General features: G+C 42.1%; 22 protein-coding genes, 7 tRNA genes and 1 rRNA gene (1 of these 30 running past the window's edge). 27 read left to right on the forward strand and 3 right to left on the reverse strand.

Annotated features, from left to right (window positions below; translation table 11 throughout):
• From C1A07_RS08740 to C1A07_RS08780, 9 genes are all read left to right on the forward strand, one after another.
• Nucleotides 1-2660: ribosomal RNA gene (locus C1A07_RS08740) — 23S ribosomal RNA — on the forward strand (it extends 227 nt beyond the left edge of the window).
• Nucleotides 2661-2727: 67 nt separating this feature from the next.
• Nucleotides 2728-2801: transfer RNA gene (locus tag C1A07_RS08745), tRNA-Asp, on the forward strand.
• 28 nt (nucleotides 2802-2829) lie between these two features.
• A tRNA-Val gene (locus C1A07_RS08750) sits at nucleotides 2830-2902 on the forward strand.
• A gap of 34 nt (nucleotides 2903-2936) precedes the next feature.
• Nucleotides 2937-3009 (forward strand) — tRNA-Thr (locus tag C1A07_RS08755).
• A gap of 53 nt (nucleotides 3010-3062) precedes the next feature.
• Nucleotides 3063-3144 (forward strand) — tRNA-Tyr (locus tag C1A07_RS08760).
• Between the two features lie 56 nt (nucleotides 3145-3200).
• A tRNA-Met gene (locus C1A07_RS08765) sits at nucleotides 3201-3274 on the forward strand.
• A gap of 21 nt (nucleotides 3275-3295) precedes the next feature.
• A tRNA-Phe gene (locus C1A07_RS08770) sits at nucleotides 3296-3368 on the forward strand.
• Between the two features lie 20 nt (nucleotides 3369-3388).
• A tRNA-Lys gene (locus tag C1A07_RS08775) sits at nucleotides 3389-3461 on the forward strand.
• A 291-nt stretch (nucleotides 3462-3752) separates the two neighbouring features.
• Nucleotides 3753-5399 (forward strand): hypothetical protein, encoded by a 1647-nt coding sequence (locus tag C1A07_RS08780; RefSeq protein ID WP_101876770.1) that lies wholly within the window; start codon nucleotides 3753-3755, stop codon nucleotides 5397-5399.
• 20 nt (nucleotides 5400-5419) lie between these two features.
• Here the strand turns inward: C1A07_RS08780 and C1A07_RS08785 are convergent, their stop codons facing one another.
• Nucleotides 5420-5650, reverse strand: coding sequence for a hypothetical protein (locus C1A07_RS08785; RefSeq protein ID WP_101876771.1), 231 nt, complete (start codon nucleotides 5648-5650; stop codon nucleotides 5420-5422).
• Nucleotides 5651-5779: 129 nt separating this feature from the next.
• On the opposite strand from C1A07_RS08785, the gene C1A07_RS08790 reads away from it, so the two are divergent.
• The 18 genes from C1A07_RS08790 to C1A07_RS08875 all read left to right on the forward strand — a co-directional run bounded on the left by C1A07_RS08790 (nucleotide 5780) and on the right by C1A07_RS08875 (nucleotide 22557).
• Nucleotides 5780-7240 (forward strand): aminotransferase class I/II-fold pyridoxal phosphate-dependent enzyme, encoded by a 1461-nt coding sequence (locus C1A07_RS08790; RefSeq protein WP_101876772.1) that lies wholly within the window; start codon nucleotides 5780-5782, stop codon nucleotides 7238-7240.
• Between the two features lie 2 nt (nucleotides 7241-7242).
• Nucleotides 7243-7839 (forward strand): nucleoside/nucleotide kinase family protein, encoded by a 597-nt coding sequence (locus C1A07_RS08795; RefSeq protein WP_101876773.1) that lies wholly within the window; start codon nucleotides 7243-7245, stop codon nucleotides 7837-7839.
• Nucleotides 7840-7899: 60 nt separating this feature from the next.
• Nucleotides 7900-8889, forward strand: coding sequence for a DNA polymerase III subunit delta' (gene holB, locus C1A07_RS08800; RefSeq protein ID WP_101876774.1), 990 nt, complete (start codon nucleotides 7900-7902; stop codon nucleotides 8887-8889).
• A gap of 2 nt (nucleotides 8890-8891) precedes the next feature.
• Complete coding sequence (locus tag C1A07_RS08805) at nucleotides 8892-9803, forward strand: PSP1 domain-containing protein (protein ID WP_101876775.1); 912 nt, start codon at nucleotides 8892-8894, stop codon at nucleotides 9801-9803.
• Nucleotides 9793-10530, forward strand: coding sequence for a tRNA1(Val) (adenine(37)-N6)-methyltransferase (locus C1A07_RS08810; protein ID WP_101876776.1), 738 nt, complete (start codon nucleotides 9793-9795; stop codon nucleotides 10528-10530). The genes C1A07_RS08805 and C1A07_RS08810 overlap by 11 nt, the downstream gene beginning before the upstream one ends.
• Nucleotides 10531-10555: 25 nt before the next feature.
• The gene (rsmI, locus tag C1A07_RS08815; RefSeq protein WP_101878097.1) at nucleotides 10556-11398 is read left to right on the forward strand and encodes a 16S rRNA (cytidine(1402)-2'-O)-methyltransferase; all 843 of its coding nucleotides are present in this window, start codon (nucleotides 10556-10558) and stop codon (nucleotides 11396-11398) included.
• A 113-nt stretch (nucleotides 11399-11511) separates the two neighbouring features.
• Nucleotides 11512-12474, forward strand: coding sequence for a beta-ketoacyl-ACP synthase III (locus tag C1A07_RS08820; RefSeq protein ID WP_101876777.1), 963 nt, complete (start codon nucleotides 11512-11514; stop codon nucleotides 12472-12474).
• A gap of 118 nt (nucleotides 12475-12592) precedes the next feature.
• Nucleotides 12593-12826: an acyl carrier protein gene (acpP, locus tag C1A07_RS08825; RefSeq protein WP_101876778.1), complete on the forward strand. Its 234-nt coding sequence runs from the start codon at nucleotides 12593-12595 to the stop codon at nucleotides 12824-12826.
• A complete protein-coding gene (fabK, locus tag C1A07_RS08830; protein ID WP_101876779.1) occupies nucleotides 12826-13755 on the forward strand; it encodes an enoyl-[acyl-carrier-protein] reductase FabK in 930 nt (309 codons plus the stop codon). Before acpP ends, fabK begins: the two co-directional genes overlap by 1 nt.
• The gene (gene fabD / locus C1A07_RS08835; protein WP_101876780.1) at nucleotides 13755-14678 is read left to right on the forward strand and encodes an ACP S-malonyltransferase; all 924 of its coding nucleotides are present in this window, start codon (nucleotides 13755-13757) and stop codon (nucleotides 14676-14678) included. The genes fabK and fabD overlap by 1 nt, the downstream gene beginning before the upstream one ends.
• A gap of 27 nt (nucleotides 14679-14705) precedes the next feature.
• On the forward strand, nucleotides 14706-15446 hold the full coding sequence (gene fabG / locus C1A07_RS08840; protein WP_101876781.1) for a 3-oxoacyl-[acyl-carrier-protein] reductase: 741 nt from the start codon (nucleotides 14706-14708) through the stop codon (nucleotides 15444-15446).
• 11 nt (nucleotides 15447-15457) lie between these two features.
• Nucleotides 15458-16696 (forward strand): beta-ketoacyl-ACP synthase II, encoded by a 1239-nt coding sequence (fabF, locus tag C1A07_RS08845; RefSeq protein WP_101876782.1) that lies wholly within the window; start codon nucleotides 15458-15460, stop codon nucleotides 16694-16696.
• A gap of 16 nt (nucleotides 16697-16712) precedes the next feature.
• Complete coding sequence (gene accB / locus C1A07_RS08850; RefSeq protein WP_101876783.1) at nucleotides 16713-17186, forward strand: acetyl-CoA carboxylase biotin carboxyl carrier protein; 474 nt, start codon at nucleotides 16713-16715, stop codon at nucleotides 17184-17186.
• An 87-nt stretch (nucleotides 17187-17273) separates the two neighbouring features.
• Entirely contained in the window at nucleotides 17274-17696 is a 423-nt protein-coding gene (fabZ, locus tag C1A07_RS08855; RefSeq protein ID WP_101876784.1) for a 3-hydroxyacyl-ACP dehydratase FabZ, read from the forward strand.
• 10 nt (nucleotides 17697-17706) lie between these two features.
• Nucleotides 17707-19062 carry an acetyl-CoA carboxylase biotin carboxylase subunit gene (locus C1A07_RS08860; protein WP_101876785.1) on the forward strand — a complete coding sequence of 452 codons (1356 nt, stop codon included), beginning with the start codon at nucleotides 17707-17709 and terminating at the stop codon, nucleotides 19060-19062.
• A gap of 14 nt (nucleotides 19063-19076) precedes the next feature.
• On the forward strand, nucleotides 19077-20780 hold the full coding sequence (locus C1A07_RS08865; protein ID WP_101876786.1) for an acetyl-CoA carboxylase carboxyltransferase subunit alpha: 1704 nt from the start codon (nucleotides 19077-19079) through the stop codon (nucleotides 20778-20780).
• Nucleotides 20780-21877 (forward strand): NAD(P)H-dependent flavin oxidoreductase, encoded by a 1098-nt coding sequence (locus tag C1A07_RS08870; protein ID WP_101876787.1) that lies wholly within the window; start codon nucleotides 20780-20782, stop codon nucleotides 21875-21877. The genes C1A07_RS08865 and C1A07_RS08870 overlap by 1 nt, the downstream gene beginning before the upstream one ends.
• Nucleotides 21878-21951: 74 nt before the next feature.
• Entirely contained in the window at nucleotides 21952-22557 is a 606-nt protein-coding gene (locus C1A07_RS08875; RefSeq protein ID WP_101876788.1) for a nucleoside recognition domain-containing protein, read from the forward strand.
• Here the strand turns inward: C1A07_RS08875 and C1A07_RS08880 are convergent.
• Both C1A07_RS08880 and C1A07_RS08885 read right to left on the reverse strand, forming a co-directional pair.
• Entirely contained in the window at nucleotides 22543-23697 is a 1155-nt protein-coding gene (locus C1A07_RS08880) for a helix-turn-helix domain-containing protein (RefSeq protein ID WP_101876789.1), read from the reverse strand. The genes C1A07_RS08875 and C1A07_RS08880 overlap by 15 nt on opposite strands.
• Before the next feature lie 38 nt (nucleotides 23698-23735).
• The gene (locus C1A07_RS08885) at nucleotides 23736-25244 is read right to left on the reverse strand and encodes a sensor histidine kinase (protein WP_101876790.1); all 1509 of its coding nucleotides are present in this window, start codon (nucleotides 25242-25244) and stop codon (nucleotides 23736-23738) included.
• Nucleotides 25245-25383 lie beyond the last annotated feature (139 nt).

Below are 25383 nucleotides of genomic sequence, written 5' to 3' on the forward strand. Positions count from 1 at the left end.
ACTCGATTTCCAAAGTAGCGGCGAGCGAAATGGAAGGAGCCTAAACGGCCGTGCGAGCATGGCCGGGTTAAGGACCGCAATAAGTGAGCCAATTCATTAACAGAATGGCCTGGGAAGGCCAGCCAGAGAGGGTGAAAGCCCCGTACGTGAAAATGATAGGCAGCGAGCGGGATCCAAAGTACTGCGAGACACGTGGAACCTTGCAGGAAGTCGGGGGGACCACCCCCCAAGGCTAAATACTCCTTAGTGACCGATAGCGCATAGTACTGTGAAGGAAAGGTGAAAAGGACCCCGGGAGGGGAGTGAAAGAGAACCTGAAACCCTGTGTTTACAAGCTGTGGAAGCACGTTAAAGTGCGACCGCGTACTTTTTGTAGAACGGTCCGGCGAGTTATTTTTACTGGCAAGGTTAAGCACTGAAGGTGCGGAGCCGAAGGGAAACCAAGTCTTAAAAGGGCGAAGAGTCAGTGAGAATAGACCCGAAACCGGGTGACCTATCCATGTCCAGGTTGAAGTCTCCGTAAAAGGAGATGGAGGACCGAACGCACATCCGTTGAAAAGGGTGGCGATGAGGTGTGGATAGGGGAGAAATTCCAATCGAACCCGGAGATAGCTGGTTCTCCTCGAAATAGCTTTAGGGCTAGCCTCGTATTAGTCTATCGGAGGTAGAGCACTGAATTCTTAAGGGGGCGTCAAAGCTTACCAAGAGATATCAAACTCCGAATGCCGAGAAGATGATGTACGGGAGTCAGACTGCACGAGATAAGTTGGGTAGTCAAAAGGGAAAGAGCCCAGACCTACAGCTAAGGTCCCCAAGTGTGTGTTAAGTGGAAAAGGATGTGGGATTTCAAAGACAACTAGGATGTTGGCTCAGAAGCAGCCACACATTCAAAGAGTGCGTAATAGCTCACTAGTCGAGAGGTCCTGCGCCGAAAATGTCCGGGGCTGAAACACACCACCGAAGCTTAGGAATGTACTAAGGTACATTGGTAGAGGAGCATTCTTATATGGGAGAAGCAGTACCGAAAGGAGCTGTGGACGTATAAGAAGAGAGAATGCCGGAATGAGTAGCGAGATGGAGGTGAGAATCCTCCAGGCCGAATATCTAAGGTTTCCAGAGTAAAGCTGATCTGCTCTGGGTAAGTCGGGGCCTAAGGCGAGGTCGAAAGACGTAGTCGATGGACAACAGGTAGAGATTCCTGTACTGCAATATATCAGAACTGTGGGGACGCAGAAGGATAAGATAACCCGGGAATGAGAAGACCGGGGCAAGCGAGGTAGGAGTATGGAAGGCAAATCCGCCATACAATCCGAATACGTGACGCGTAGCGAACAAGAGTAGTGAAGTATGTGATTCCAGCTGCCAAGAAAAGCCGCTATAGCATATATTGTACCCGTACCGTAAACCGACACAGGTGGATGAGGAGAGAATCCTAAGGCCGGCGGGAGAAGCATTGTTAAGGAACTCGGCAAAATGACCCTGTAACTTCGGGAGAAAGGGTGCCACTGAGAAGTGGCCGCAGAGAATAGGCTCAAGCAACTGTTTAGCAAAAACACAGGTCTATGCAAAACCGAAAGGTGAAGTATATGGGCTGACGCCTGCCCGGTGCTGGAAGGTTACGAGGAGAGGTTAGGGAAACCAAAGCTTTGAATCTAAGCCCCAGTAAACGGCGGCCGTAACTATAACGGTCCTAAGGTAGCGAAATTCCTTGTCGGGTAAGTTCCGACCCGCACGAAAGGCGTAATGATTTGAGCGCTGTCTCGACAATGCCCCCGGTGAAATTGAAATACCAGTGAAGATGCTGGTTACCTGCGCCAGGACGGAAAGACCCCATGGAGCTTTACTCCAGCTTGATACTGGGATTCGGTAATGCATGTACAGGATAGGTGGGAGGCAAAGAGAGAAGGACGCCAGTCTTTCTGGAGCCGCTGTTGGGATACCACCCTTGCGTTATTGGGTTTCTAACCAGCCACCGTAAGCCGGTGGTGGGACAATGTCAGGTGGGGAGTTTGACTGGGGCGGTCGCCTCCGAAAGGGTATCGGAGGCGCTCAAAGGTTCCCTCAGGATGGTTGGAAACCATCCAAAGAGTGCAAAGGCATAAGGGAGCTTGACTGCGAGAGTGACGGCTCGAGCAGGTACGAAAGTAGGACTTAGTGATCCGGTGGTATAAAGTGGGATTGCCATCGCTCAACGGATAAAAGCTACCCTGGGGATAACAGGCTTATCACTCCCAAGAGTTCACATCGACGGAGTGGTTTGGCACCTCGATGTCGGCTCATCGCATCCTGGGGCTGAAGTAGGTCCCAAGGGTTGGGCTGTTCGCCCATTAAAGCGGTACGCGAGCTGGGTTCAGAACGTCGTGAGACAGTTCGGTCCCTATCCGGCGCGGGCGTAGGATATTTGAGAGGAGCTGTCCTTAGTACGAGAGGACCGGGATGGACTGGCCGCTGGTGGATCTGTTAGGTATCAGGCCTATGGCAGAGTAGCCAAGCCGGGACGGGATAAACGCTGAAGGCATCTAAGCGTGAAGCCCCCCTCAAGATGAGATATCCCATCGCAAGAGTAAGACCCCTTGAAGACGACGAGGTAGATAGGGCGGAGGTGGAAGTACAGTAATGTATGTAGCTGACCGTTACTAATAGGTCGAGGGCTTAACCAGAAGGTTAAGGTAGAAGCGGATGAAGTAATCAATATGTGGTTTTGAGGGTATGTATTCCCTTTTAGTTGGCCCGGTGGCTCAGTTGGTTAGAGCGCCGCCCTGTCACGGCGGAGGTCGTGGGTTCGAGTCCCATCCGGGTCGTTTAATTACAGCTAGATATAGTTCATGTGGGATCTTAGCTCAGCTGGGAGAGCATCTGCCTTACAAGCAGAGGGTCACAGGTTCGAGCCCTGTAGGTCCCATTAGTCATGTTATCACATGATGATGACAGAACTTGCCGATGTGGCTCAATTGGCAGAGCAGCTGATTTGTAATCAGCAGGTTATCGGTTCGAGTCCGATCATCGGCTTATATTTATTATAAAAGAATATTTCTTTTATAATTAGGTATAATTTAATATATGGGGGAATTCCCGAGTGGCCAAAGGGGGCAGACTGTAAATCTGTTAGCTGTGCTTTCAGTGGTTCGAATCCACTTTCCCCCACTCACAATAAAGACTTGAAAATTTGGTTTTTATTGTATATAATAATTAAATAATATCGCGGGGTGGAGCAGTCTGGAAGCTCGTCGGGCTCATAACCCGAAGGTCGTAGGTTCAAATCCTGCCCCCGCAATTTTAGGTCTTTGTGATCTATGCCCAGATAGCTCAGTTGGTAGAGCAGAGGACTGAAAATCCTCGTGTCGCTGGTTCGATTCCGGCTTTGGGCATTACAGTTTAATAGCTGTATGGGATATTAGCTCAGTCGGTAGAGCACTTGACTTTTAATCAAGTTGTCCGGGGTTCGAATCCCCGATGTCTCATGTTAATACACAGTTCTTTCTGAAAGCAGAAAGGGCTGTTTTTTTATTTGCATATATATAGTTTTTTTGATAATACCTGACTNGTAGAGCACTTGACTTTTAATCAAGTTGTCCGGGGTTCGAATCCCCGATGTCTCATGTTAATACACAGTTCTTTCTGAAAGCAGAAAGGGCTGTTTTTTTATTTGCATATATATAGTTTTTTTGATAATATAAAGCTAGTTTTATATGAGTAATTATACTGGTTTTATACATATTTTTTGGCAGTGACTGTGGATTGGAGGAAACGGCATGGATGAAATGAAAGAAATGGAGATGCTGAGTCAGGCAGTCAAAAGTGCAAAAGAGGGAAATGTAGAGGGATTTGAGAATTTATACATTCTTACATATCAAAAGCTATATCAGAAGGTTTTATTGTCGTCTAATCAAAAACAAGAGGCTGAAGAATATTTAGAAAAGCTATATATTAATGTATATGAGAAGATAAAAGAGGCCCCGGAAGACGAAACAATTTATAGATGGATGGAAGAACTATTTTATGAAATTGGGGGAAACAGGCCTTTAGACGAAGAAATAGAAACTGATATTAAGCTGAGAGAAGAAAAAGCCACTACAATTTTAATTCAAATAGAGGAGCGGCTGGGGCTGCTGGAACAGGAAAGTTCTGAGTCAGAAGAGGGAAAAAAGGAAGAAAAAAGCGGCAAAAAGAGATTTTCAGTGTTTCCCTTTGTAATCAGCATGGTTTGTCTTATAGGAATTGGAATAGGCGGATTTTTAGAAATTCATAAGATTTTTCTCAGATCTCAGACAGATGCCAGGGAAGCTGTCAGTATTGTAACTGAACAGGAAAAATATAGTTCTGAGGAGACTAGTGGAGGAAGCTTACAGGAAAATATTGCTGAGGAAAAAGAAACCTTGTCTATACAATTAGCAGATCAGCTTTTTGTGTTAGATGAAAATGATAAAATTGTATCTTCAAAAATTGTCAGAGAAAAATTCCATGAAGAAAAGCAGCAGGCAGGTCAGTGGACATACTATCTTTTTCAGCCGGCACATGAGGTAGAAGGTTTTAAGGAGGTTTTGTTTCGCGTAGATGAACAGAAAAATCCGGAAGAGTATGAAATTGTGGCTGAAGGTGTGAAAGACTATTTTATAATGGAAGATAAGGTTTACTATGTTAAGGATGGGATGATAGAAATAGAGCTTGTCTCACAGACTTATGAACCTGTTCATTTTTCATATGATATAGCTATGAAGGAGGACGGATTTTATTTAGTAAATCAGCTGGGAAATGTGGTAGATAAGCAGGATGGTATTGTGGAGCTGGGAGATATGGCATATTTAGTAGAAAAGGGACGGATTAAGCATATAAGCAGTAAGAAGAATACCTTAAACGGAATTGCTTATTATTTAGATGACCAGGATGGGGACGGTCAAAATGAATTATGCTGGCAGGCTGACAGTATGACTGGCATATTTGCCAAAGAAGGGATTTGGATAGACAGCTTCTGCATAGTAAAGGACTGGATATATTATAGTGTTTATGTTGATAGAAATGAAAATAATAAAAGATTCAGCAAAATATACAGGCAAAAGCAGGACGGAAGCGATAAGCAAATTGTTGTTGATACCTTTCAGGGAAACTTGTCAGAAATGTATTATTCAGAAAATAAGAACAAAATTTATGGTGAGTATATGCCTGACAGCTATTATCACAGCTACAGCCAAATATGCAGCCTGGATTTACAGTCCAATTCGTCCTCCTTATCTCTGATTGCAGACAGCTCTCAGAGAAAGGAGACAAACGGTAATGATATGATGGAGTTTATAGGAACAAAAGGAAATGAAATTTACTGTTACTGGCACGGATGCGATTGGGCACAAGGAAGGGATACAGTAGATATTTTGTGGACAAAGCCAGTAATTTTACATGAATAGGTGGATAAAGCAAATAAAAATTATTCATCAAATTCTACAATAACATAAAATCCTCTGGAATTTTCCATGATTTCTTTTACAATGCCAGTTTGGGATTTAATTCTGTCTCTGGCGGCAAAACAGCCGGACATTGCTACAGCTGGGTCAATAATGTAGCTGTAGCTGCTGGTTCCCTCACGTTCTATAATATGAACTGTGTCGCCGGCAGCAACAAGGCCGGGACGCTCCATTTTAAATTCTATAGTTCTCATGGGTTGCACCTCCTTTAGAGTATTATAATATGGGTTTTGTAAAAGATAAAGATTTTATGAAATATTGCTACATTGTTTGACTGAAATATTTTCGCTATGATACAATAAACGGCGGAGAGTGAGGTACTAATGAAAAGAGAGGAACGGTTATTAGACAGATTAAAATTATACAGCCAGGGAGATTTCTACCCTTTCCATATGCCGGGGCACAAAAGAAATTGTTTCATGGGACAAGAATATACTGACCCATTTCAGATTGATATAACAGAAATCGGGGGATTTGACAATCTTCACCAGCCGGATGGAATTTTAAAAGAATCTATGAGCTGGGCGGCTTCTGTTTATGGAGCAGATAAAACATATTATTTAGTAAATGGAAGCAGCTGCGGGCTGCTGACAGCAATATGCGGTTCTACCTCCTTTGGGGGAAAGATTCTTATGGCTAGAAATTGCCATAAGTCTGCTTATAATGCAGTATTTTTAAATCATTTGGAGGTAAGATACGTTTATCCCCAGGTGGTTGAGGAATTGGGGATTCAGGGGGGGATTTTGCCTGAGGATGTGGAGGAAATTTTACAGGAGGATTCAGAGATCCAGGCAGTGCTGATTGTGTCTCCTACTTACGAGGGAATTGTGTCAGATATTAAAAGAATTGCTGAAATTGTGCACAGACAAAATATTCCGTTAATTGTAGATGAGGCTCATGGCGCTCATTTTACCTTTGGAAAGAATTTTCCAGTATCTGCTTTAGATTTAGGGGCAGATATTGTTATACAAAGTATACACAAAACTCTTCCCTGTTTTACTCAGACAGCGGTCCTTCATACAAAAAAAGGATATGTAAAGGAAGAGGAAATTGAAAGATATTTAAGAATTTATCAGAGCAGCAGTCCCTCCTATATTTTTATGGCTGGAATTGAAAATTGTATTTACTATATGAATGGTGAAGGCCGGGAGAAAATGGACGAGTTGTCAGACCGCATCAGCCAGGTGAGAAAAAAGCTGGGGGATCTGAAGAATTTGGCTATAGCCGGAGAAGAATTGGAAGGAAATTACGGAGTAAATGACATAGACTTGTCAAAATTGGTAATCGTAACTAAAAATACAAAGATTACAGGAGCTGATCTGGACAGAATTTTAAGAGAAAAGTATCACCTGGAAATGGAGATGTGCGGAGCTGATTATGTTGTAGCAATTATAACCATCGGCGATTCAGAAGAAGGATTTGAACGCCTTATTAAGGCTTTATATGAAATTGACGGGGAAGTTGGCCTGCAGGAAGGTAAAAAAAATGCAGATACCAGCTTAGAATGGTCTATGAAGGTTACTTCTAAGCCAGAGGTGGAGATGACTATTTTTGAGGGCATTGCAGGGGAAAAGGAAAGTATTCCTGTTGAAAACAGCGTGGGAAGAATTTCTGGAGAATTTGTATATATTTATCCCCCGGGAATCCCTATTCTGGCACCGGGAGAGATGCTTTTGCCTTCTCTTGTACACACTATTTTAGAATATGAAGAAATGGGACTTCCAGTACAGGGGTTAAGGGATATCAGCGGTAAAAATATTCAGGTAATAAAGACAGGAAAATAAAAATGAGAAAAATATATTATATAATGGGAAAAAGCGCTTCTGGAAAAGATACAGTTTATAAAAGGCTGCTAAAGGAATTTCCGGAAATGGGAACAATCGTGCTGTATACTACCCGCCCTATTAGAGACGGGGAAACAGCAGGGGTAGAATACCATTTTGTCTCAGAAAAAGAATTTCTCATGTGGAAAAATAAGAATAAAGTAATTGAATTCAGAACATATGAAACTATGTGCGGACCCTGGACATATTTTACTGCAGATGACGGACAGTTTAATCTGGAAAAACAAGATTGTCTAATGATAGGAACATTAGAGTCTTATGAAAAAATGAAGCTTTATTTTGGAAAAAAAAATATAGTCCCTCTTTATTTATATATTGACGACGGAATAAGACTGGAACGGGCGCTGTTTAGAGAAAAACAGCAAAAATCTCCTCAGTATGCTGAAATGTGCAGGCGGTTTTTAGCAGATGAAGAAGATTTTAAAGAAGAAAATTTAAGGCGCTGCGGGATCAGCGAAAAATATGATAACAGTGATTTAGAAGATTGTATTAATCAGATTTCAAATGTTATAAATTCCTATAGTATTGGTCAGGATTGATTGTATACAGGCATCTGTTATTGTGATATACTTATTTTATGGATTTAAGGAGGGATGGTTATGCCAGGATTTCAAGATATATTAGGACACGAGGGAATTAAGGAGCATTTGCTGAATGCAGTAAATTCTGGGAAGGTGTCCCATGCGTATATTTTGTCAGGGGAAAAGGGGACAGGCAAAAAAATGATTGCCAACGCCTTTGCTCTTACGCTGTTGTGCGAAAAAAAAGGAGAAGAGCCTTGTCTGGAATGCCACAGCTGTAAACAGGTTTTAAGCGGCAGTCATCCGGATCTTATTTATGTAGGCCATGAAAAGCCAGGCAGCATTGGAGTGGACGACATTAGAAAACAAATTCAGGATACCATTCAGATTCGTCCCTACAGCAGCCCTTATAAAATTTATATTGTGGACCAGGCGGAAATAATGACAGTTCAGGCTCAAAATGCTCTTTTAAAGACTATTGAGGAACCGCCTGCTTATGCAGTAATTTTGCTGCTGACAGAAAATCAGGATATATTGCTGCCAACTATTTTGTCCAGATGCGTTCAGCTGAAATTAAAGCCTTTAAAGGATGATATAATTAAAGCTTATTTAATGGATAAAATGGATATTCCTGAGGAAAAGGCTGATATATATAAGGCATTTGCCAGAGGAAACTTGGGAAAAGCTATTTGGCTGGCTTCCTCAGAAGAGTTTCAAATTATGTATGACAAGTTGTTAAGTTTGCTGGTAAATCTGAAAAATATGGATATTTCAGAGTTGCTGGATATGATTAAAAAGCTGCTGGATGAAAGCCTGGACATTGATCAATGTCTTGATTTTATGCAGATGTGGTACAGGGATGTGCTGATGTATAAGGTAACAAGAGATATGAACCTTTTAATATTCGGCAGAGAGTTTAACGCCATTAATGAAATCAGCAGAGTCAGCGGATACGACGGTTTGGAGAAAATTCTGGAATCTATAGATAAGGCCCGGACAAGACTGGAAGCAAATGTAAATAAGGATCTTGTGCTGGAGCTTATGTTATTAACAATGAAGGAGAATTAATCATGGTAAAGGTAATTGGTGTCAGGTTCCGCAATGCAGGAAAAATTTATTATTTTGATCCTGCAGGCATGGATATTAATGCTGGTGATCATGTAATTGTGGAAACGGCCAGAGGAATAGAATTCGGCATAGTTGTCCTGGGATGCCGTCAGGTGGAGGAGTCAAAGGTAATACAGCCTTTAAAATCCGTTATCAGAATGGCTACTGCTGAGGATGAAAATGTAGAAAATAATAACAAGAAAAAAGAAAAAGAGGCCTTTAAAATTTGCCAGGAAAAGATTGCAAAACACGGCCTTCAGATGAAGTTGATAGATGCAGAGTATACATTTGATAATAACAAAGTATTGTTTTACTTTACTGCCGACGGAAGAGTAGACTTCAGAGAGCTGGTTAAGGATCTGGCAGCTGTGTTTAAAACCAGAATTGAGCTGCGCCAGGTTGGAGTGAGAGATGAGACAAAAATCGTGGGAGGCATTGGAATCTGCGGCCGCAGCCTGTGTTGTCATTCTTATTTGTCAGAGTTTATTCCTGTGTCTATTAAAATGGCAAAGGAACAGAATCTTTCTTTGAATCCTACGAAGATTTCAGGAGTCTGCGGAAGGCTGATGTGCTGTTTAAAAAATGAGGAGGAAACTTATGAATATTTAAACAGCAAGCTTCCTAATGTAGGAGATTATGTAACTACCAACGACGGTTTAAAAGGCGAGGTTCAAAGCGTCAGCGTGCTGAGACAGATTGTAAAGGTAGTGGTAACTGTTGAAAAGGACGAGAAAGAAATTCGGGAGTACCATGTAGATCAGCTGAAGTTTAAGGCCAGAAGGAAAAAAGAAAAGGTTGTAGTAAACAGCGAGGAGCTGAAGGCTTTGGAGGCTCTGGAAAAAAGGGAAGGAAAGTCCAAGCTAGATGATAATTGATTTAAAAAGTAATGAGCGGGTAGATGATCTGCAGCGCAACGGATTTAAAATCATTCAAAAAATAGACGGCTTTTGTTTTGGCATGGACGCAGTGCTGCTGTCTGGTTTTGCAGCTGTAAAAGAGGGGGAGAAGGCTTTGGACCTAGGGACAGGCACAGGCATTATTCCTATTCTTTTAAAGGCTAAGACTAAGGGAAGCCATTTTTCTGCTTTGGAAATACAGGAGGAAATGGCTGAAATGGCAAGAAGAAGCGTGGCCATAAATCATCTGGAAAATGACATTACAATAGTAACAGGAGATATTAAGGAAGCCAGCCGTATATTCGGAGCGGCTTCCTTTGATGTAGTAACTTCAAATCCCCCTTATATGAATGATTCTCATGGTCTGAAAAATCCTGATCTTCCTAAGGCCATTGCCCGCCATGAGGTTTTATGTACATTAGATGATGTAATAAGGGAGGCGGCCAGGGTTTTGCGGCCGGGAGGAAGATTTTATATGGTTCACAGGCCTCACAGGCTGATAGAAATTATTAATACTCTTACATCATATAAGCTGGAGCCTAAAAGAATGAAACTGGTTCACCCTTATATAGACCGAGAGGCAAATATGGTTTTAATAGAAGCAGTAAGAGGAGGGCGGTCTATGATAAAAGTGGAAGCTCCTATTATTGTTTATAAAGAGCCAGGCGTTTACACAGAGGAAATATACAGTATTTATGGATACTAAAATCTTGAAAGGAACGTTAATACATATGGCAGGAAAATTATATTTGTGTGCAACGCCTATTGGAAATTTGGAAGATATTACATTTCGTGTTTTAAACACCTTAAAGCAGGTAGATTTGATTGCAGCGGAGGATACGAGACACAGTATTAAACTGCTGAATCATTTTCAAATAAAAACTCCTATGACCAGCTACCATGAGTACAATAAAGTGGAGAAGGCAAAAGAGCTGGTATTAAAAATGGAGCAGGGCTTAGATATTGCTTTAATTACAGACGCGGGAACTCCCGGAATTTCTGATCCGGGAGAGGAGTTAGTAAGACAGTGCTATGAGGCCGGAATTTCAGTGACCTCTTTGCCTGGACCGGCGGCCTGTATTACAGCCCTTACAATGTCTGGCCTTTCTACCAGAAGATTTTCTTTTGAGGCATTTTTGCCTTCTGAAAAAAAAGAAAGGGCAATGGTGCTTGAGGAGCTGAAGCAGGAGACAAGGACTATTATTATTTATGAAGCTCCCCACCATCTAATAAAGACCCTGGAGGAACTGCTGGAGAATTTAGGGGACAGGGATGTAACCATATGCAAGGAATTGACAAAAAAATATGAAAATGCATTCCGGACCACATTTTCAAAGGCATTAGATTATTACAGAAAGGAGGGACCAAGGGGAGAATATGTAATTGTTGTTCAGGGAAAAAGCAGGAAGGAAATCCGGGAGGAAGAGATTCATACCTGGGAGGCAATGACTGTGGAGGAACATATGGATTATTATACCCGCCAGGGCATTGATAAAAAGGAGGCCATGAAGCTGACTGCCAAAGACAGAGGAATCAGCAAGCGAGAAATTTATCAGTATTTCATAAGCAAATAGAATAAAAATTATTCAATTAGCATAAATACATGTTGACAAATAGAATAGTATTCATTATGATTAGTTTGAATATCAAAATAATTTCAATCAATAATTGATAGATGGGATGAGCAATGACAACAAGAATTATAGGAACTGGCTCCTACGCCCCTGAAAATAGGGTGACAAATGATGATCTGGCTAAGATCATGGAGACTAGCGATGAATGGATTAGAACAAGAACCGGAATTAGTGAGAGGCATATTTCAAGCGGAGAGGGAACAAGCTTTATGGCCGCTGAAGCTGCAAAACAGGCTTTAGAGATGGCGGGAGTAAAGGCGGAAGAGTTAGATATTATTCTGCTGGCCACATCTTCCCCAGATAAATGCTTTCCCAGCGGCGCATGTGAGGTACAAGCTGCAATAGGGGCAAAAAACGCAGTTGCCTTTGATTTAAGCGCTGCATGTTCCGGCTTTATTTTTGCGCTAAATACAGTTCACAGCTTTTTTAAATCAGGAATTTATAAGACAGGGCTTATTATTGGCTGTGATGAGCTTAGTAAGCTTGTGGATTGGTCAGACAGAAGAACCTGCGTGCTTTTTGGCGACGGAGCGGGAGCTGCAGTGGTAAAGGCGGACGAGACAGGAATTAAGCATTTAATTATGGGATCTGACGGAGTAAAGGGACCTGTTTTAGAATGTGTTTCCAGGACAACAGAAAATTTTCTTACTAAAGGTCATCCCCAGGTGGGATATATGACTATGGACGGACAGGAAGTATTTAAGTTTGCAGTAAAAAAGGTTCCGGAATGTATTCGTCAGCTGCTGGAAGAAACAGGAGTGGACAAAGAGGAAATTAAATACTTTGTTCTTCATCAGGCAAATTACCGTATTTTTGAGTCTATTGCCAAAAGACTGGATGTATCTTTGGACAGATTTCCCATGAATATTGACAGGTACGGGAATACATCAGGAGCCTCTATTCCTTTGATTTTAGATGAAATGAACAGGGAAGGCAAATTTGAGAAGGGCGACAAAATTATAATTGCAGGTTTTGGAGCAGGTCTTACCTGGGGTGCCACATTAATGGAGTGGTAGGTTGGAAGGAATTGGATGTTTCGACTTGACAGGTACCCACTGTGGTGAGTATTATTGATATGATAGTTACCGGTATGAGCCGGCTATATATTTTAGAATGAAAAAGGAGATAAGAATTATGTTAGAGAAAATGAAAGAAATTATTGCAGAGCAGTTAAGCGTGGACGCAGATTCTGTTACAGAGGCTTCTTCCTTCAAAGAGGACTTAGGAGCAGATTCCTTAGACTTATTTGAGTTAGTTATGGCTTTAGAGGATGAGTACTCAGTAGAGATTCCAGCAGAAGATTTAGAAGGTCTGGCAACTGTTGGTGACGTTATGAATTATTTAAAGGCAAAGGGTGTAGAAGCATAATGAAAACAAGAATCACAGAGCTTCTTGGAATTGAATATCCTGTTATCCAGGGCGGAATGGCCTGGGTAGCAGAGCACAACCTGGCCGCAGCAGTATCAGAGGCAGGAGGACTGGGTTTGATCGGCGGAGCTAACGCCCCTGGAGAGGTAGTGCGTGATGAAATCCGCAAGGCAAAAAAGCTGACAGACAAGACATTTGGTGTAAATGTTATGTTGTTAAGCCCTCATGCCGATGATGTAGCCAAGGTAGTAGTGGAAGAAGGCATCAAGGTAGTTACTACAGGAGCTGGAAACCCTGCAAAGTATATGGAAATGTGGAAGGCAGCAGGCATTAAGGTAATTCCTGTTGTAGCCAGCGTGGCTCTTGCAAAGATGATGGAAAGAGCAGGAGCAGACGCAGTTGTGGCAGAGGGAACAGAGTCCGGAGGACATATTGGTGAGGAAACCACTATGACATTAGTGCCTCAGGTTGTGGACGCAGTGAGTATTCCTGTTATTGCAGCCGGCGGCATTGGAGACGGAAGAGGCATTGCGGCGGCTTTTATGCTGGGAGCTGAGGCAGTACAGATTGGAACGCGTTTTGTTGTTTCTAAAGAGTCTATTGTACATGACAATTACAAGCAGCGTATTATTAAAGCGAAGGATATTGATTCTGCAGTAACAGGCAGAACTCATGGACATCCTGTTCGCTGTCTGAGAAATCAGATGACAAGAGAATATAACAGACTGGAGCAGGAGGGAAAAAGCTTTGAGGAGCTGGAATACCTGACTCTGGGCGCACTTAGAAAGGCAGTTATGGAGGGTGACGTAATAAACGGTACCGTCATGGCTGGACAGATTGCAGGTCTGATTAGTAAAGAGCAGACATGTAAGGAAATGATCGAAGAAATGATGGCGCAGGCTGAATCATTGTTAAAAGGAGCCAGATAATGAGTAAAATTGCATTTATTTTCCCGGGTCAGGGAGCACAGAAAGCCGGAATGGGAAAAGATTTCTATGAGCAGACAGAAACTGGAAAGGCAGTGTTTGACAAGGCAAGCGAATTACTGGGCTTTTCCATGCCGGAATTATGTTTTACAGAAAATGACAGGTTGGATATTACAGAGTATACACAGGCGGCTATGGTTACTACAAGTATAGCTATGATGAAGGTTCTGGAAGAAAGAACGGGAATTAAGCCTGATGTGGCAGCAGGCCTTAGCCTGGGAGAATATTGTGCACTTGTGGCTGCAGGCGTAATGAGCCAGGCAGACGCTATTACTACAGTCAGGCAAAGGGGAATTCTGATGCAGGAGGCAGTTCCTGTGGGAGTTGGAGCTATGGCAGCTGTTCTTACATTAGATGCCTCTAAAATTGAGGAGGTTCTGGCAGATATTGATGGCGTTCAGATCGCCAATTATAACTGTCCGGGGCAGATTGTAATTTCCGGTGTAAAGGAAGCTGTAGAAGAGGCTTGTGGAAAGCTGAAGGAAGCTGGGGCAAAGCGGACGATTATGCTGAATGTAAGCGGACCTTTCCACTCCAGTATGCTGACAGGAGCCGGTGAAAAGCTTAAAGAGGTTTTAGATCAGGTAGAGGTACATACGCCGGTTATCCCATATGTGGCTAATGTTAACGCCCAATATGTGACAGAGACTTCCCAGGTGAAACCTCTTTTAAAGGAACAAGTGTCTTCTTCTGTCAGATGGGAGCAAAGCGTAAGAACAATGCTGGAAGACGGAGTAGATACATTTATTGAAATCGGCCCAGGTAAAACTTTGGCTGGTTTCCTGAAGAAGATAGCAAAAGACGTAAAAGTAATAAATATAGATTCCTTGGAGTCTGTAGAGGCTTTAAAGGAGAGCGGGCTGTAAAGTCCCGTATTGTATCAGGAGGAGTATATGTTAGATAACAAGGTAGCAGTTGTAACAGGGGCAAGCCGGGGAATTGGACGAGCTATTGCGCTGAAGCTGGCAAAGGATGGAGCTACTGTAATCGTAAATTATAACGGTTCTGCGGCAAAGGCAGAGGAGGTAGTAAAGGAAATCCAGGAAGCGGGCGGACAGGCAGAAGCGATTCAGTGTAATGTTTCAGATTTTACTATGGCCGGTGAATTTTTAGGCGGAGTAGTAAAAAAATACGGCAGGGTTGACATTTTAGTAAATAATGCAGGTATTACAAGAGACGGTCTTCTGATGAAAATGTCAGAGGCAGATTTTGACGCAGTTATTAATACAAACTTAAAAGGTGCGTTTAACTGTATGCAGCACCTTTCCAGACAAATGATAAAACAAAAATCAGGAAGAATCATTAATATTTCTTCTGTATCAGGAGTAATGGGCAACGCAGGACAGGCGAATTACAGCGCTTCTAAGGCTGGAGTAATCGGCCTTACAAAGGCAGCGGCAAGAGAAATGGCCAGCCGCGGAATTACTGTAAACGCAATTGCCCCTGGATTTATTGCAACAGAAATGACAGAGGTACTTTCTGATTCAGTAAAAGAGGCAGTGACAGGCCAGATTCCCATGAAGCATTTTGGAGCTCCAGAGGATATCGCAAATACAGCAGCATTTTTAGCGTCTGAAGAAGCCGCATACATTACAGGTCAAGTAATCTGTGTAGACGGCGGCATGGCAATGTAAGGAGAGAAAAAATGAAAAACAGAGTAGTAGTAACCGGCTTGGGAGCTATCACGCCTATTGGTAATGATGTAGAAAGCTTTTGGAATGGGCTGAAAAACAAAACAGTTGGAATTGGACCCATTACCTATTTTGATACAGCTGATTATAAGGCAAAGCTGGCGGCAGAAGTAAAAGAATTTGATCCTAAAAATTATATGGACCCCAAAACTGCAAAAAGAATGGAAAAGTTTTCCCAGTTTGCAGTGGCAGCTACTAAAGAAGCTTTAGAAGATGCAGGACTGGACATGGAAAAGGAAGATCCTTACCGTGTAGGAGTCAGCGTAGGCTCAGGAATCGGAAGCCTTCAGGCAGTAGAAAGAGAATATAAAAAATTGCTGGAAAAGGGACCTGGACGTGTAAACCCTTTGCTGGTGCCTATGATGATCAGCAATATGGCTGCAGGAAATGTGGCAATTCAGTTTGGATTAAAGGGAAAGTGTATTAACGTAGTTACTGCCTGCGCAACAGGCACACATTCTATTGGAGAAGCATTCCGCTCTATTCAGTACGGAGAGGCGGACGTTATGGTGGCAGGCGGTACAGAGGCCAGCATCACACCTATTGGAGTAGCTGGATTTACAGCTCTTACAGCTTTAAATACAACAGATGATGCTGCCAGAGCATCCATTCCTTTTGATAAAGAGAGAAACGGATTTATTATGGGAGAAGGCGCAGGCGTTGTTGTTCTGGAGTCTTTAGATCACGCCCTGGCAAGAGGCGCAAAAATTTATGCAGAAGTAGGCGGATACGGAGCTACCTGCGACGCTTATCATATTACATCCCCTGCAGAGGATGGAAGCGGAGCTGCAAGAGCTATGGAAGAAGCAATTAAGGATGCAGGCTTAACTCCTGCAGACGTTGACTATGTAAACGCTCACGGAACAAGTACTCATCACAATGACCTTTTTGAGACAAAGGCTATTAAGCTGGCGCTTGGAGATCATGCATATAACGTAAAAATCAATTCTACAAAATCTATGATCGGTCACCTTCTGGGGGCAGCAGGAGGAGTAGAGTTTATTACATGTGTAAAATCTATTGAAGAAGGATTTGTACACGCTACAGCAGGTTTGGAGATTTTAGACGAAGAGTGCGATCTGGATTATACAAAGGGAGAAGGAGTTGAAAAAGAAGTAAACTGCGCGATCAGCAACTCCCTTGGATTCGGCGGACATAATGCAACTCTGCTGGTTAAAAAATATATGAAATAAGGAGGCAGTTACTGATATGGAAATCAATGATATTTTAAAATTAATCCAGGCAGTTTCTGATAATGAATTAACCAGCTTTAAGCTGGAGGAGGGAAACTTAAAGCTTGCGATTAAGAAACAGCAGGAGACTCCTCAGATTTTAAACGTAACAGCAGAGGCGGCAGGCATTCCTGTTGCGGCGATCCCTTCTCAGATTTCGGCGGCAACCGCAGTTTCAAAGACAGCCGTGTCTGAAGCAGAACCGATAGTTTCATCTGACAAGGTGATTACATCTCCTCTTGTAGGTACATTTTATAATGCGTCTGCACCTGGGGCAGAGCCTTTTGTAAAAGAAGGCGACACAGTGAAAAAAGGCCAGGTGCTAGGAATTATTGAAGCTATGAAGCTGATGAACGAGATTGAAAGCGAATATGACGGCGTAGTAGAAGCAGTTCTTGTTAACAATGAGGACGTGGTGGAATATGGCCAGGCGCTGTTCAGAATCCGTTAGAATCCATTAATAGGAACGACAGAAGAGGGCAGCCCTCCGGATAAAAAGTCCGGGGATGGCTGCCATTATGGGAATAAGGAGATAATTATGTTAGGGATCAAAGAAATAGAGGCAATTATTCCTCACAGACATCCATTTTTACTTATTGATTGTATTGAGAAAGTAGTGCCGGGAGTAAAGGCCACAGGATATAAAGCAGTTACCTTCCACGAGCCATTTTTCGCAGGTCATTTTCCACAGGAGCCTGTGATGCCGGGAGTTCTTATTGTAGAAGCTTTGGCTCAGACTGGGGCTGTGGCAATTCTCAGCATGGAGGAAAATAAGGGGAAAGTAGCTTATTTTGGCGCAATTAACAGCGCGAAGTTTAAGAAAAAAGTGGTTCCCGGAGATAAATTAAAGCTGGAATGTGAAATTATTAAGCAGAAGGGACCTGTAGGCATCGGCAAGGCTACGGCAACTGTTGACGGAAAAGTGGCTGTGGCAGCAGAGCTTACATTTATGATTGGATAGGTGAAGGCGTATGTTTGATAAAATTTTAATTGCTAACAGGGGAGAGATTGCAGTGCGCATTATCAGAGCCTGCAGAGAAATGGGAATCAGAACTGTGGCCGTTTATTCAGAGGCGGACAAGGAATGTCTTCATACTCTTCTGGCAGATGAAGCGATCTGCATCGGACCTGCAGCTTCCACTCAAAGTTATTTGAATATGGAGAGAATTCTTACAGCCGCAGTGGCTATGAAGGCAGACGCCATTCATCCAGGCTTTGGCTTTCTTTCTGAAAATGCAAGGTTTGCAGATCTTTGTGAAAAGTGCAATATTACATTTATTGGGCCTTCTGCTGAGATTATTAATAAAATGGGAAATAAGTCTGCAGCCAGAAAGACTATGATTGAGGCCGGGGTGCCTGTAGTGCCAGGCAGCAAGGAGCCGGTATATACTGTGGAAGAGGGGCTGAAAATGGCAAAGGACATTGGATTCCCTGTTATGATTAAAGCTTCCTCAGGCGGCGGCGGAAAGGGCATGAGAATTTCCAGAGGAGAGGAAGATTTTGAGGCAAACTTCCAGAATGCTCAGATGGAATCTATAAAAGGCTTTTCCGACGATACAATGTATATTGAAAAATATATTGAAAGACCAAGACATATTGAGTTTCAGATTATGGCGGACAAGCACGGCAATGTGGTTCACTTAGGAGAGAGAGACTGTTCTATTCAGAGGCGTCATCAAAAGGTTTTGGAGGAGTCTCCATCAGTGGCCATTTCACCGGAGCTTAGAAAAGTTATGGGTGAGACTGCTGTGAAGGCCGCTAAAGCAGTAGGATATGAAAATGCAGGAACCATTGAGTTCCTTTTAGATAAGAATAAAAATTTCTATTTTATGGAAATGAATACTCGTATTCAGGTAGAGCACCCGGTTACAGAGATGGTTACAGGCCTGGATTTAATTAAAGAGCAGATTCTTATTGCGGCAGGAGAAAAATTAAGCGTGACTCAGGAGGACGTAGTAATCCACGGCCATGCCATTGAGTGCAGAATTAACGCTGAAAATCCATCTAAGAATTTTATGCCAAGTCCTGGAACAATTACAAATGTTCTGCTTCCAGGCGGAAAGGGAGTCCGTGTAGACACCCACATTTACAATGGATATAAGGTGCCGCCTAACTATGATTCTATGCTGTTAAAGCTGATTTGTCATTCTAAGGACAGAGAGACGGCTATTGCAAAGATGAGAGGCGCTTTAGGCGAACTTGTTATTGAAGGAATTGAAACAAACGTAGACTTTGAGTTTGAAATTCTCAGCAATGAAGCCTTCCAGGAGGGCGATGTGGATACAAACTTTATCCCTACTTATTTCCCACAGTATTGCAAGGAATAAAGGAGCAGTGATTTATGTTTAAAGACATGTTTAAAAAGACATATACTTTAATTGATACAAAGTATAAAAAACCTGTAAAATCAGAAGAACCGTCTATTCCTCAGGGACTGTGGCGAAAGTGTAATAAGTGCGGACAGCCTATTTATGTGGAAGATGTAAAAAACAATTATTATATCTGTCCTAAGTGCAACGGATATTTCCGGGTACACGCTTACCGGAGAATCGAAATGATTATTGACGATGGCACATTTGAGGAGTGGGACAAGGAAATTGAATTCAGCAATCCTTTAAATTTTCCAGGTTATGAGAAAAAGGTTCAGGCAGCCAAGGAAAAAACCAGATTAAATGAAGCCATTGTTATTGGAAAAGGAAAAATAAAGGGCCACGAGGCCGTGGTAGGCGTTTGCGACGCCAGATTTCTTATGAGCAGTATGGGACATATTGTAGGCGATAAGATTACAAACGCTGTGGAAAAAGCTACAAAGGCCAAGCTGCCGGTGATTATTTTTGCCTGTTCCGGCGGAGCCAGAATGCAGGAGGGATTAGTTTCCCTGATGCAGATGGCTAAGACTTCAGCGGCTCTGAAAAAGCACCATGAAGCAGGACAGCTGTTTATTAGTGTGTTTACAGATCCTACTACAGGAGGCGTTACTGCCAGCTTTGCTATGCTGGGAGATATTATTCTGGCAGAGCCGAATGCTCTTATTGGATTTGCAGGCCCCAGGGTCATTGAACAGACCATTGGACAGAAGTTGCCGGAAGGTTTCCAGAGATCAGAATTCCTTTTAGAGCATGGATTTATAGATAAGATTGTAGAAAGAGAAGAGATGAAGGATACTTTGGCCTCTATTCTTAGTATGCATGAGAAAAAGGAAATGTCTGTGGAAGAGACAGGGGCAGATGTGGAAAATTTCTGGAATGACAAGAAAACCAGTGGAAAATCTGCCTGGGACACAGTGCTGCTTTCCAGAAAAGGGGACAGACCGGTAGCCACAGATTATATTAACGCTATTTTTGATGATTTTATAGAGTTCCATGGAGATCGTTATTATAAAGATGACGGGGCTATTGTAGGAGGAATCGCTACATTTAAGGGGATGCCTGTAACTGTTATTGGACAGCAGAAGGGAAAGAATACAAAGGACAATATTTTGAGAAACTTTGGTATGCCGTCCCCGGAAGGATATAGAAAAGCGCTTCGTTTGATGAAGCAGGCGGAAACCTTTGGACGTCCGATTATTTGCTTTATAGATACGCCGGGGGCTTTCTGCGGCATTGAGGCAGAAGAGAGAGGACAGGGAGAGGCTATTGCAAGAAACCTTTTTGAAATGTCTGATTTAAAGGTTCCCATCTTATCTATTGTAATTGGAGAAGGCGGAAGCGGCGGCGCTTTGGCAATGGCTGTGGCAAATGAAGTGTGGATGATGGAGAACTCTATTTATTCTGTGCTGTCTCCAGAAGGTTTTGCTTCTATTTTGTGGAAGGACAGTAAAAAAGCTCCGGAAGCTGCCAAGGTTATGAAAATTACGGCAAGGGATCTGTACGAAATGAAACTGGTTGAACATGTAATCAGTGAAGAAGAACCTGCATCTCAGCATAATATAGATGTGATTGCTGAAGATATCAGCAATGGTTTAACAGAATTTATTAAAAAATACAGTTGTATGGCCGGAGAGGAAATTGCCCGGCTAAGATATGACAGATTCAGGAGTATGTAATGAGTGTATTACAGTCATTGGTAATTGGCAATTTAACAGTAAAAAAACCAATCATTCAAGGGGGCATGGGAGTAGGAATCAGCCTCTCATCTCTGGCTGGCGCTGTGGCAAAGGCAGGAGGAATGGGAATTATTTCTACTGCTCAAATTGGCTTTAGAGAGCCTGATTTTGTAAAGAATCCCCAGGAAGCTAATTTAAGGTCCATTGGGAAAGAATTAAAAAAGGCAAGGGAAATTGCTCCTGAGGGGGTAATCGGATTTAACATTATGGTTGCCACCAGGGATTATGCTTTGTATGTAAAGGAAGCTGTAAAGGCCGGAGCGGATATTATTATATCAGGGGCAGGACTTCCCGTAGATCTGCCGGAGTTTGCAAAGGGAAGCGCAACAAAACTGGCTCCTATTGTTTCTTCCGCCAAATCTGCGCGTGTGATCTGCCGCTTGTGGGACAGAAAATATAAAAGAGTTCCTGATATGGTAGTAATAGAGGGACCTTTAGCCGGAGGCCATTTAGGTTTTTCAACGGAAGAGCTTCACCAGCTGGGGGCGGACACTGATAATGTGCCGGTTACTTATAAGCAGGATCAATATGATCAGGAAGTAAAGGCTATTCAAAAGGTAACAGAAGAGTTTGGACAGAAATATCAGAAAAAAATTCCTGTAGTTACAGCTGGAGGTATTTACGACCACAAGGACGTGATGCGCCAGTTTGAAACCTTAGGGGTGGACGGAGTACAGGTTGCCACCAGGTTTGTTACTACAGAAGAATGCGACGCCCCTATGGCTTACAAGCAGGCTTATATTCACGCAAAGAAGGAAGATATTGTAATTACAAAAAGTCCGGTGGGAATGCCTGGAAGAGCAATTAAAAATAAGTTTTTAGAGGGCGTGGGAAAAACGCCGTTTAAATTAGAATGGTGCTATCAATGTCTGGAGCATTGTAATCCTGCCACAATTCCTTACTGTATTACAAAAGCGTTAGTAAATGCAGCAATAGGAAAAGTGGACGAGGCTCTGCTTTTCTGCGGAAGCAATGCTTATAGAGCTGAAAAAATTGAAACAGTTCCAGAGGTAATGGCGGAGCTGTGCGGAGAGTAATACCTGAAAGGAATATTGCAGCCTGATTCTGTGTACATTTAAATGTAAAGGAAGACATAGATGAAGGAGAGCGTATGCTGAACTATTTGTGGGCTGCAATGATTTTATTGGGAATCGTGTGGGGAGCTTTCCACGGAAATTTAAATTTAGTAACTGAGGCTGTTTTAGATTCTGCCAAAGAAGCTGTTACACTGGGAATTTCCATGCTGGGCATTATGGCGTTTTGGAACGGTATTTTGGAAGTGGGAAGCAGCGCCGGTCTGATTGAAAGCTTGTCCAGAAAAATGAAGCCGGTGTTTCGGTTTTTATTTCCCAAAATACCAGATGACCATCCGGCTATGAAAGAAATTTCCGTAAATATGATCGCTAATATGCTGGGAGTGGGGATGGCCGCCACCCCGGCGGGAATCCGGGCTATGGAAGAGCTGGAGAAGTTGGAGGAGGAAAGAGAAAAAAATAAAGAACCTTTTTATCCTCCCGGAACAGCCAGCGATGAAATGTGTACATTTTTAATTATTAATATTTCCTCCCTTCAGCTGATTCCTATTAATATGATTGCCTACAGGGCCCAGTACGGCAGCGTGGAGCCCACTGCAGTTATAGGGCCGGCTTTAGCCGCTTCTGCAGTCAGCACCCTGGCGGCAGTAATCTTCTGCCGCATGGTTTCATCCAGAAAGTAATGTTTTTCTGTATACAGAAGGCGTTGTCCCTGTAATGTCTTTAAAAGCCCTGATAAAATGAGCTGTGTCTTTATATCCGACAGCTTCCGCTATGCAGCTGATCTTTTGACTAGGATCTGCCAAAAGAAGCTTAGCCTGCCGGATACGCAGGTTTCTTAAATAGTCCCGGAACGTAATGCCTGTCTGCTGTTTAAAAAGACGGCTGAAGTAATTGGGATGAAGATGAAATTGAGCGGCTATATCCTCCAGCATCATTTGACAGGCATAATTATTCTCTATATAATTTACAGCTTTTTTTACTAAAGCCGTATCATGCTGGGAGATATTTTCTTCCAGCTTTTCCATATAAATTAATATAATCTGAACAAATCTTTTCTGCAGCTGGGATAAGGTGGGCATATTTTTAATACAGCTTAAAATATCCAGGTCAGTCAGCTTATATGTGGATATAATTTTAATCATACCGGAATTTTTGTGCATAAGATTATAAATAAACTGGCTTAATAAATCCCGCACCTCATCTCTGGTAATTACAGAAGGGTGAAGGCGGCGGAAAAATTGATTTAGGGCCGCAGTAACCTTGTCAGTTTCCAGATTAATAATATAATTTCTACATTGCTCTAAATGTTCCTGGAGAATTGAGCGGTTAATAAACGGGTTGCTGACTAAAGGAATATCGTAAAATTCAGGCTGATTTTCAGCTGCCCCGGATAAATACTGCCCCACGCTGTTAGACCTTAAATTTTCCGGCCTTATTTCAGGCGGAAATAAAGGATTGCTGATAATTTCATTTATAGCGTCAAACAAGAGAGAAAAATTAACAGGTTTTAATAAGTAGTCGCAGGCGCCGGATTTTAAGGCGCTGCGGATAAATGGATAGTCGTCGTATCCGCTTAATATTAAGAGTTTACATCCATAATTTGTTTTGCTTAAAAGGGAGGACAGCTTAATACCGTCCAGCATAGGCATTTTTATGTCTGAAAGGCAGATATGTACAGAATTTTGTTTTAAAACATCCAGCGCCTGAATGCCGTTTTCAGCCAGGTGAATTTGAAAAGTCTCAGGAAAGCTTAAATTAATAAACTTTGAAAGACCTTCCAAAATTGTAATATCATCATCTGCAATAAGTAAATGAAACATAATTTATCATTCCTTTGAAAATCATTTTATTCTATGTCTTACAATTTTGCAGGAATAGAAACTGTAATAGTAGTTCCAATACTGTAAACACTGTGAATTTTTAAGCCGTAGGCTTCTCCGTAATATAGAGAAAGTCTGCGGTTTATATTTTTTAATCCAATAGACGGGGTAGATAAGGAGGAATCATTTAGCTGGTCATTTAAAGCCTTCAGCTGAGATTCCTGCAAATGAGATAATTCCTGAGAAAGAGGAACCTCCGCCCCAGTGTCCCTAAGCCCGTACTGCAGATTTCTGCCTAGCAGCTGAGCCATTTCAGAAACCTTAAAATCTTCTTTAATGTAAGCTTCCATGCGCATACATTCTAAAGTGTTATATAAATAATGAGGATTGATTTGGGTTCTGAGAAGCTGAAGCTCCAAGTCCCGCTCAAAAATATCCTTTTTTAAAATTTTGTTTATAAGGTACTCAATCCTCTTACTCATATGGTTAAAGGAGGTGGATAAGGTGTAAAGCTCAGGAGATAATCCTTTATCTGACACAATGGGGAAATAATCTAGCTTTAACTGGTCGCAGGCCTCTGCCAGTCTGGAAATAGGTCTGTGAATGCTGCGGAGAATCAAGTAAAAAAATATAATAGTAAAAAGTAAAAGGCAGCCTAATAGTATAAAAAATAAAATATTAATATGGGAAATAGAATTCCATATATTAGACAGTGGAGTAGAGACCAAAACCTGGTAGGAACCGCTTTTTGAAAGCTGGTACAGGGTAAGGCCGTCAGGCTCTTTTTTTATTGTGTAGGAAAGGTCAGAGTTCTCCAGTGTTTTTAAAATTTCATTATCAGCTTCTAAATTCCCGGATATTTTTTGATTTTCATATAAAAGAGAAAGCTTTTGGTTGGAAAACTGGCGCACAGTGGAAAAATATTCGTCCAAATCAGAAATACTCATGCTGATGACTACAATGCCTACAGGTCTGTATCGCTCCACATTCATTACTGCCCGGGCAATATAATAACAAGGTGTGTAGGAATCCATCATAATTGCCGAGGATAAGGATTCTGAGGGAAAAATCAGGGCGCTGCCGTTTCCATTCATAGTCTGCTGAAACCAGGTTTTTTCAGGATTTGTATTATACAAAAAATAAGTAAATTTATTAGATTCACAGTAAATACCTGTCCCTGATAAATCATATATGCTGATGCCGTGGATGAATTTGCTGCTGTTAATGTAAGGAATCACAGTGTCCGCTATAGTCTTATTTACTCCATAATTAGACAGAAAGGTATTTTGGGAAAGAGCCTGGTAAACAATATCCTGGGAGGAGCCTGGAATTTGAATTACAGGGAAAGCAGAAATATCTTTTCCTGTTTCTGTGCGTATGGAGAAATCAGAAACCATAGTAGAGCCAATATAATTGTTTTGAGAGAGACAATCTTTGAATTTATTTTGGAAAATATTGGCAGTGGAATAGAGAAAAAAGGTTGCTATGATTAATGTCTGCAAAGAAATCAGAAGCAGGATTTTTTTGTGAATAGAAAGCCGGGTCATAGAAACCTCCTGATGATATGTATTTTGTTTTATTTAAATGACGAAAAAAGAAAAAACAATTTAAAATGCCAGGGTTTTATGTGAAAATACGGTAAGACGTTTGAAAATGGCAACAGAAGTGTTTTCCGGCTATTTTTTA

The sequence above is a fragment of the Lachnoclostridium edouardi genome, assembly GCF_900240245.1.
Taxonomy (GTDB): Bacteria; Bacillota; Clostridia; order Lachnospirales; family Lachnospiraceae; genus Lachnoclostridium_A; species Lachnoclostridium_A edouardi.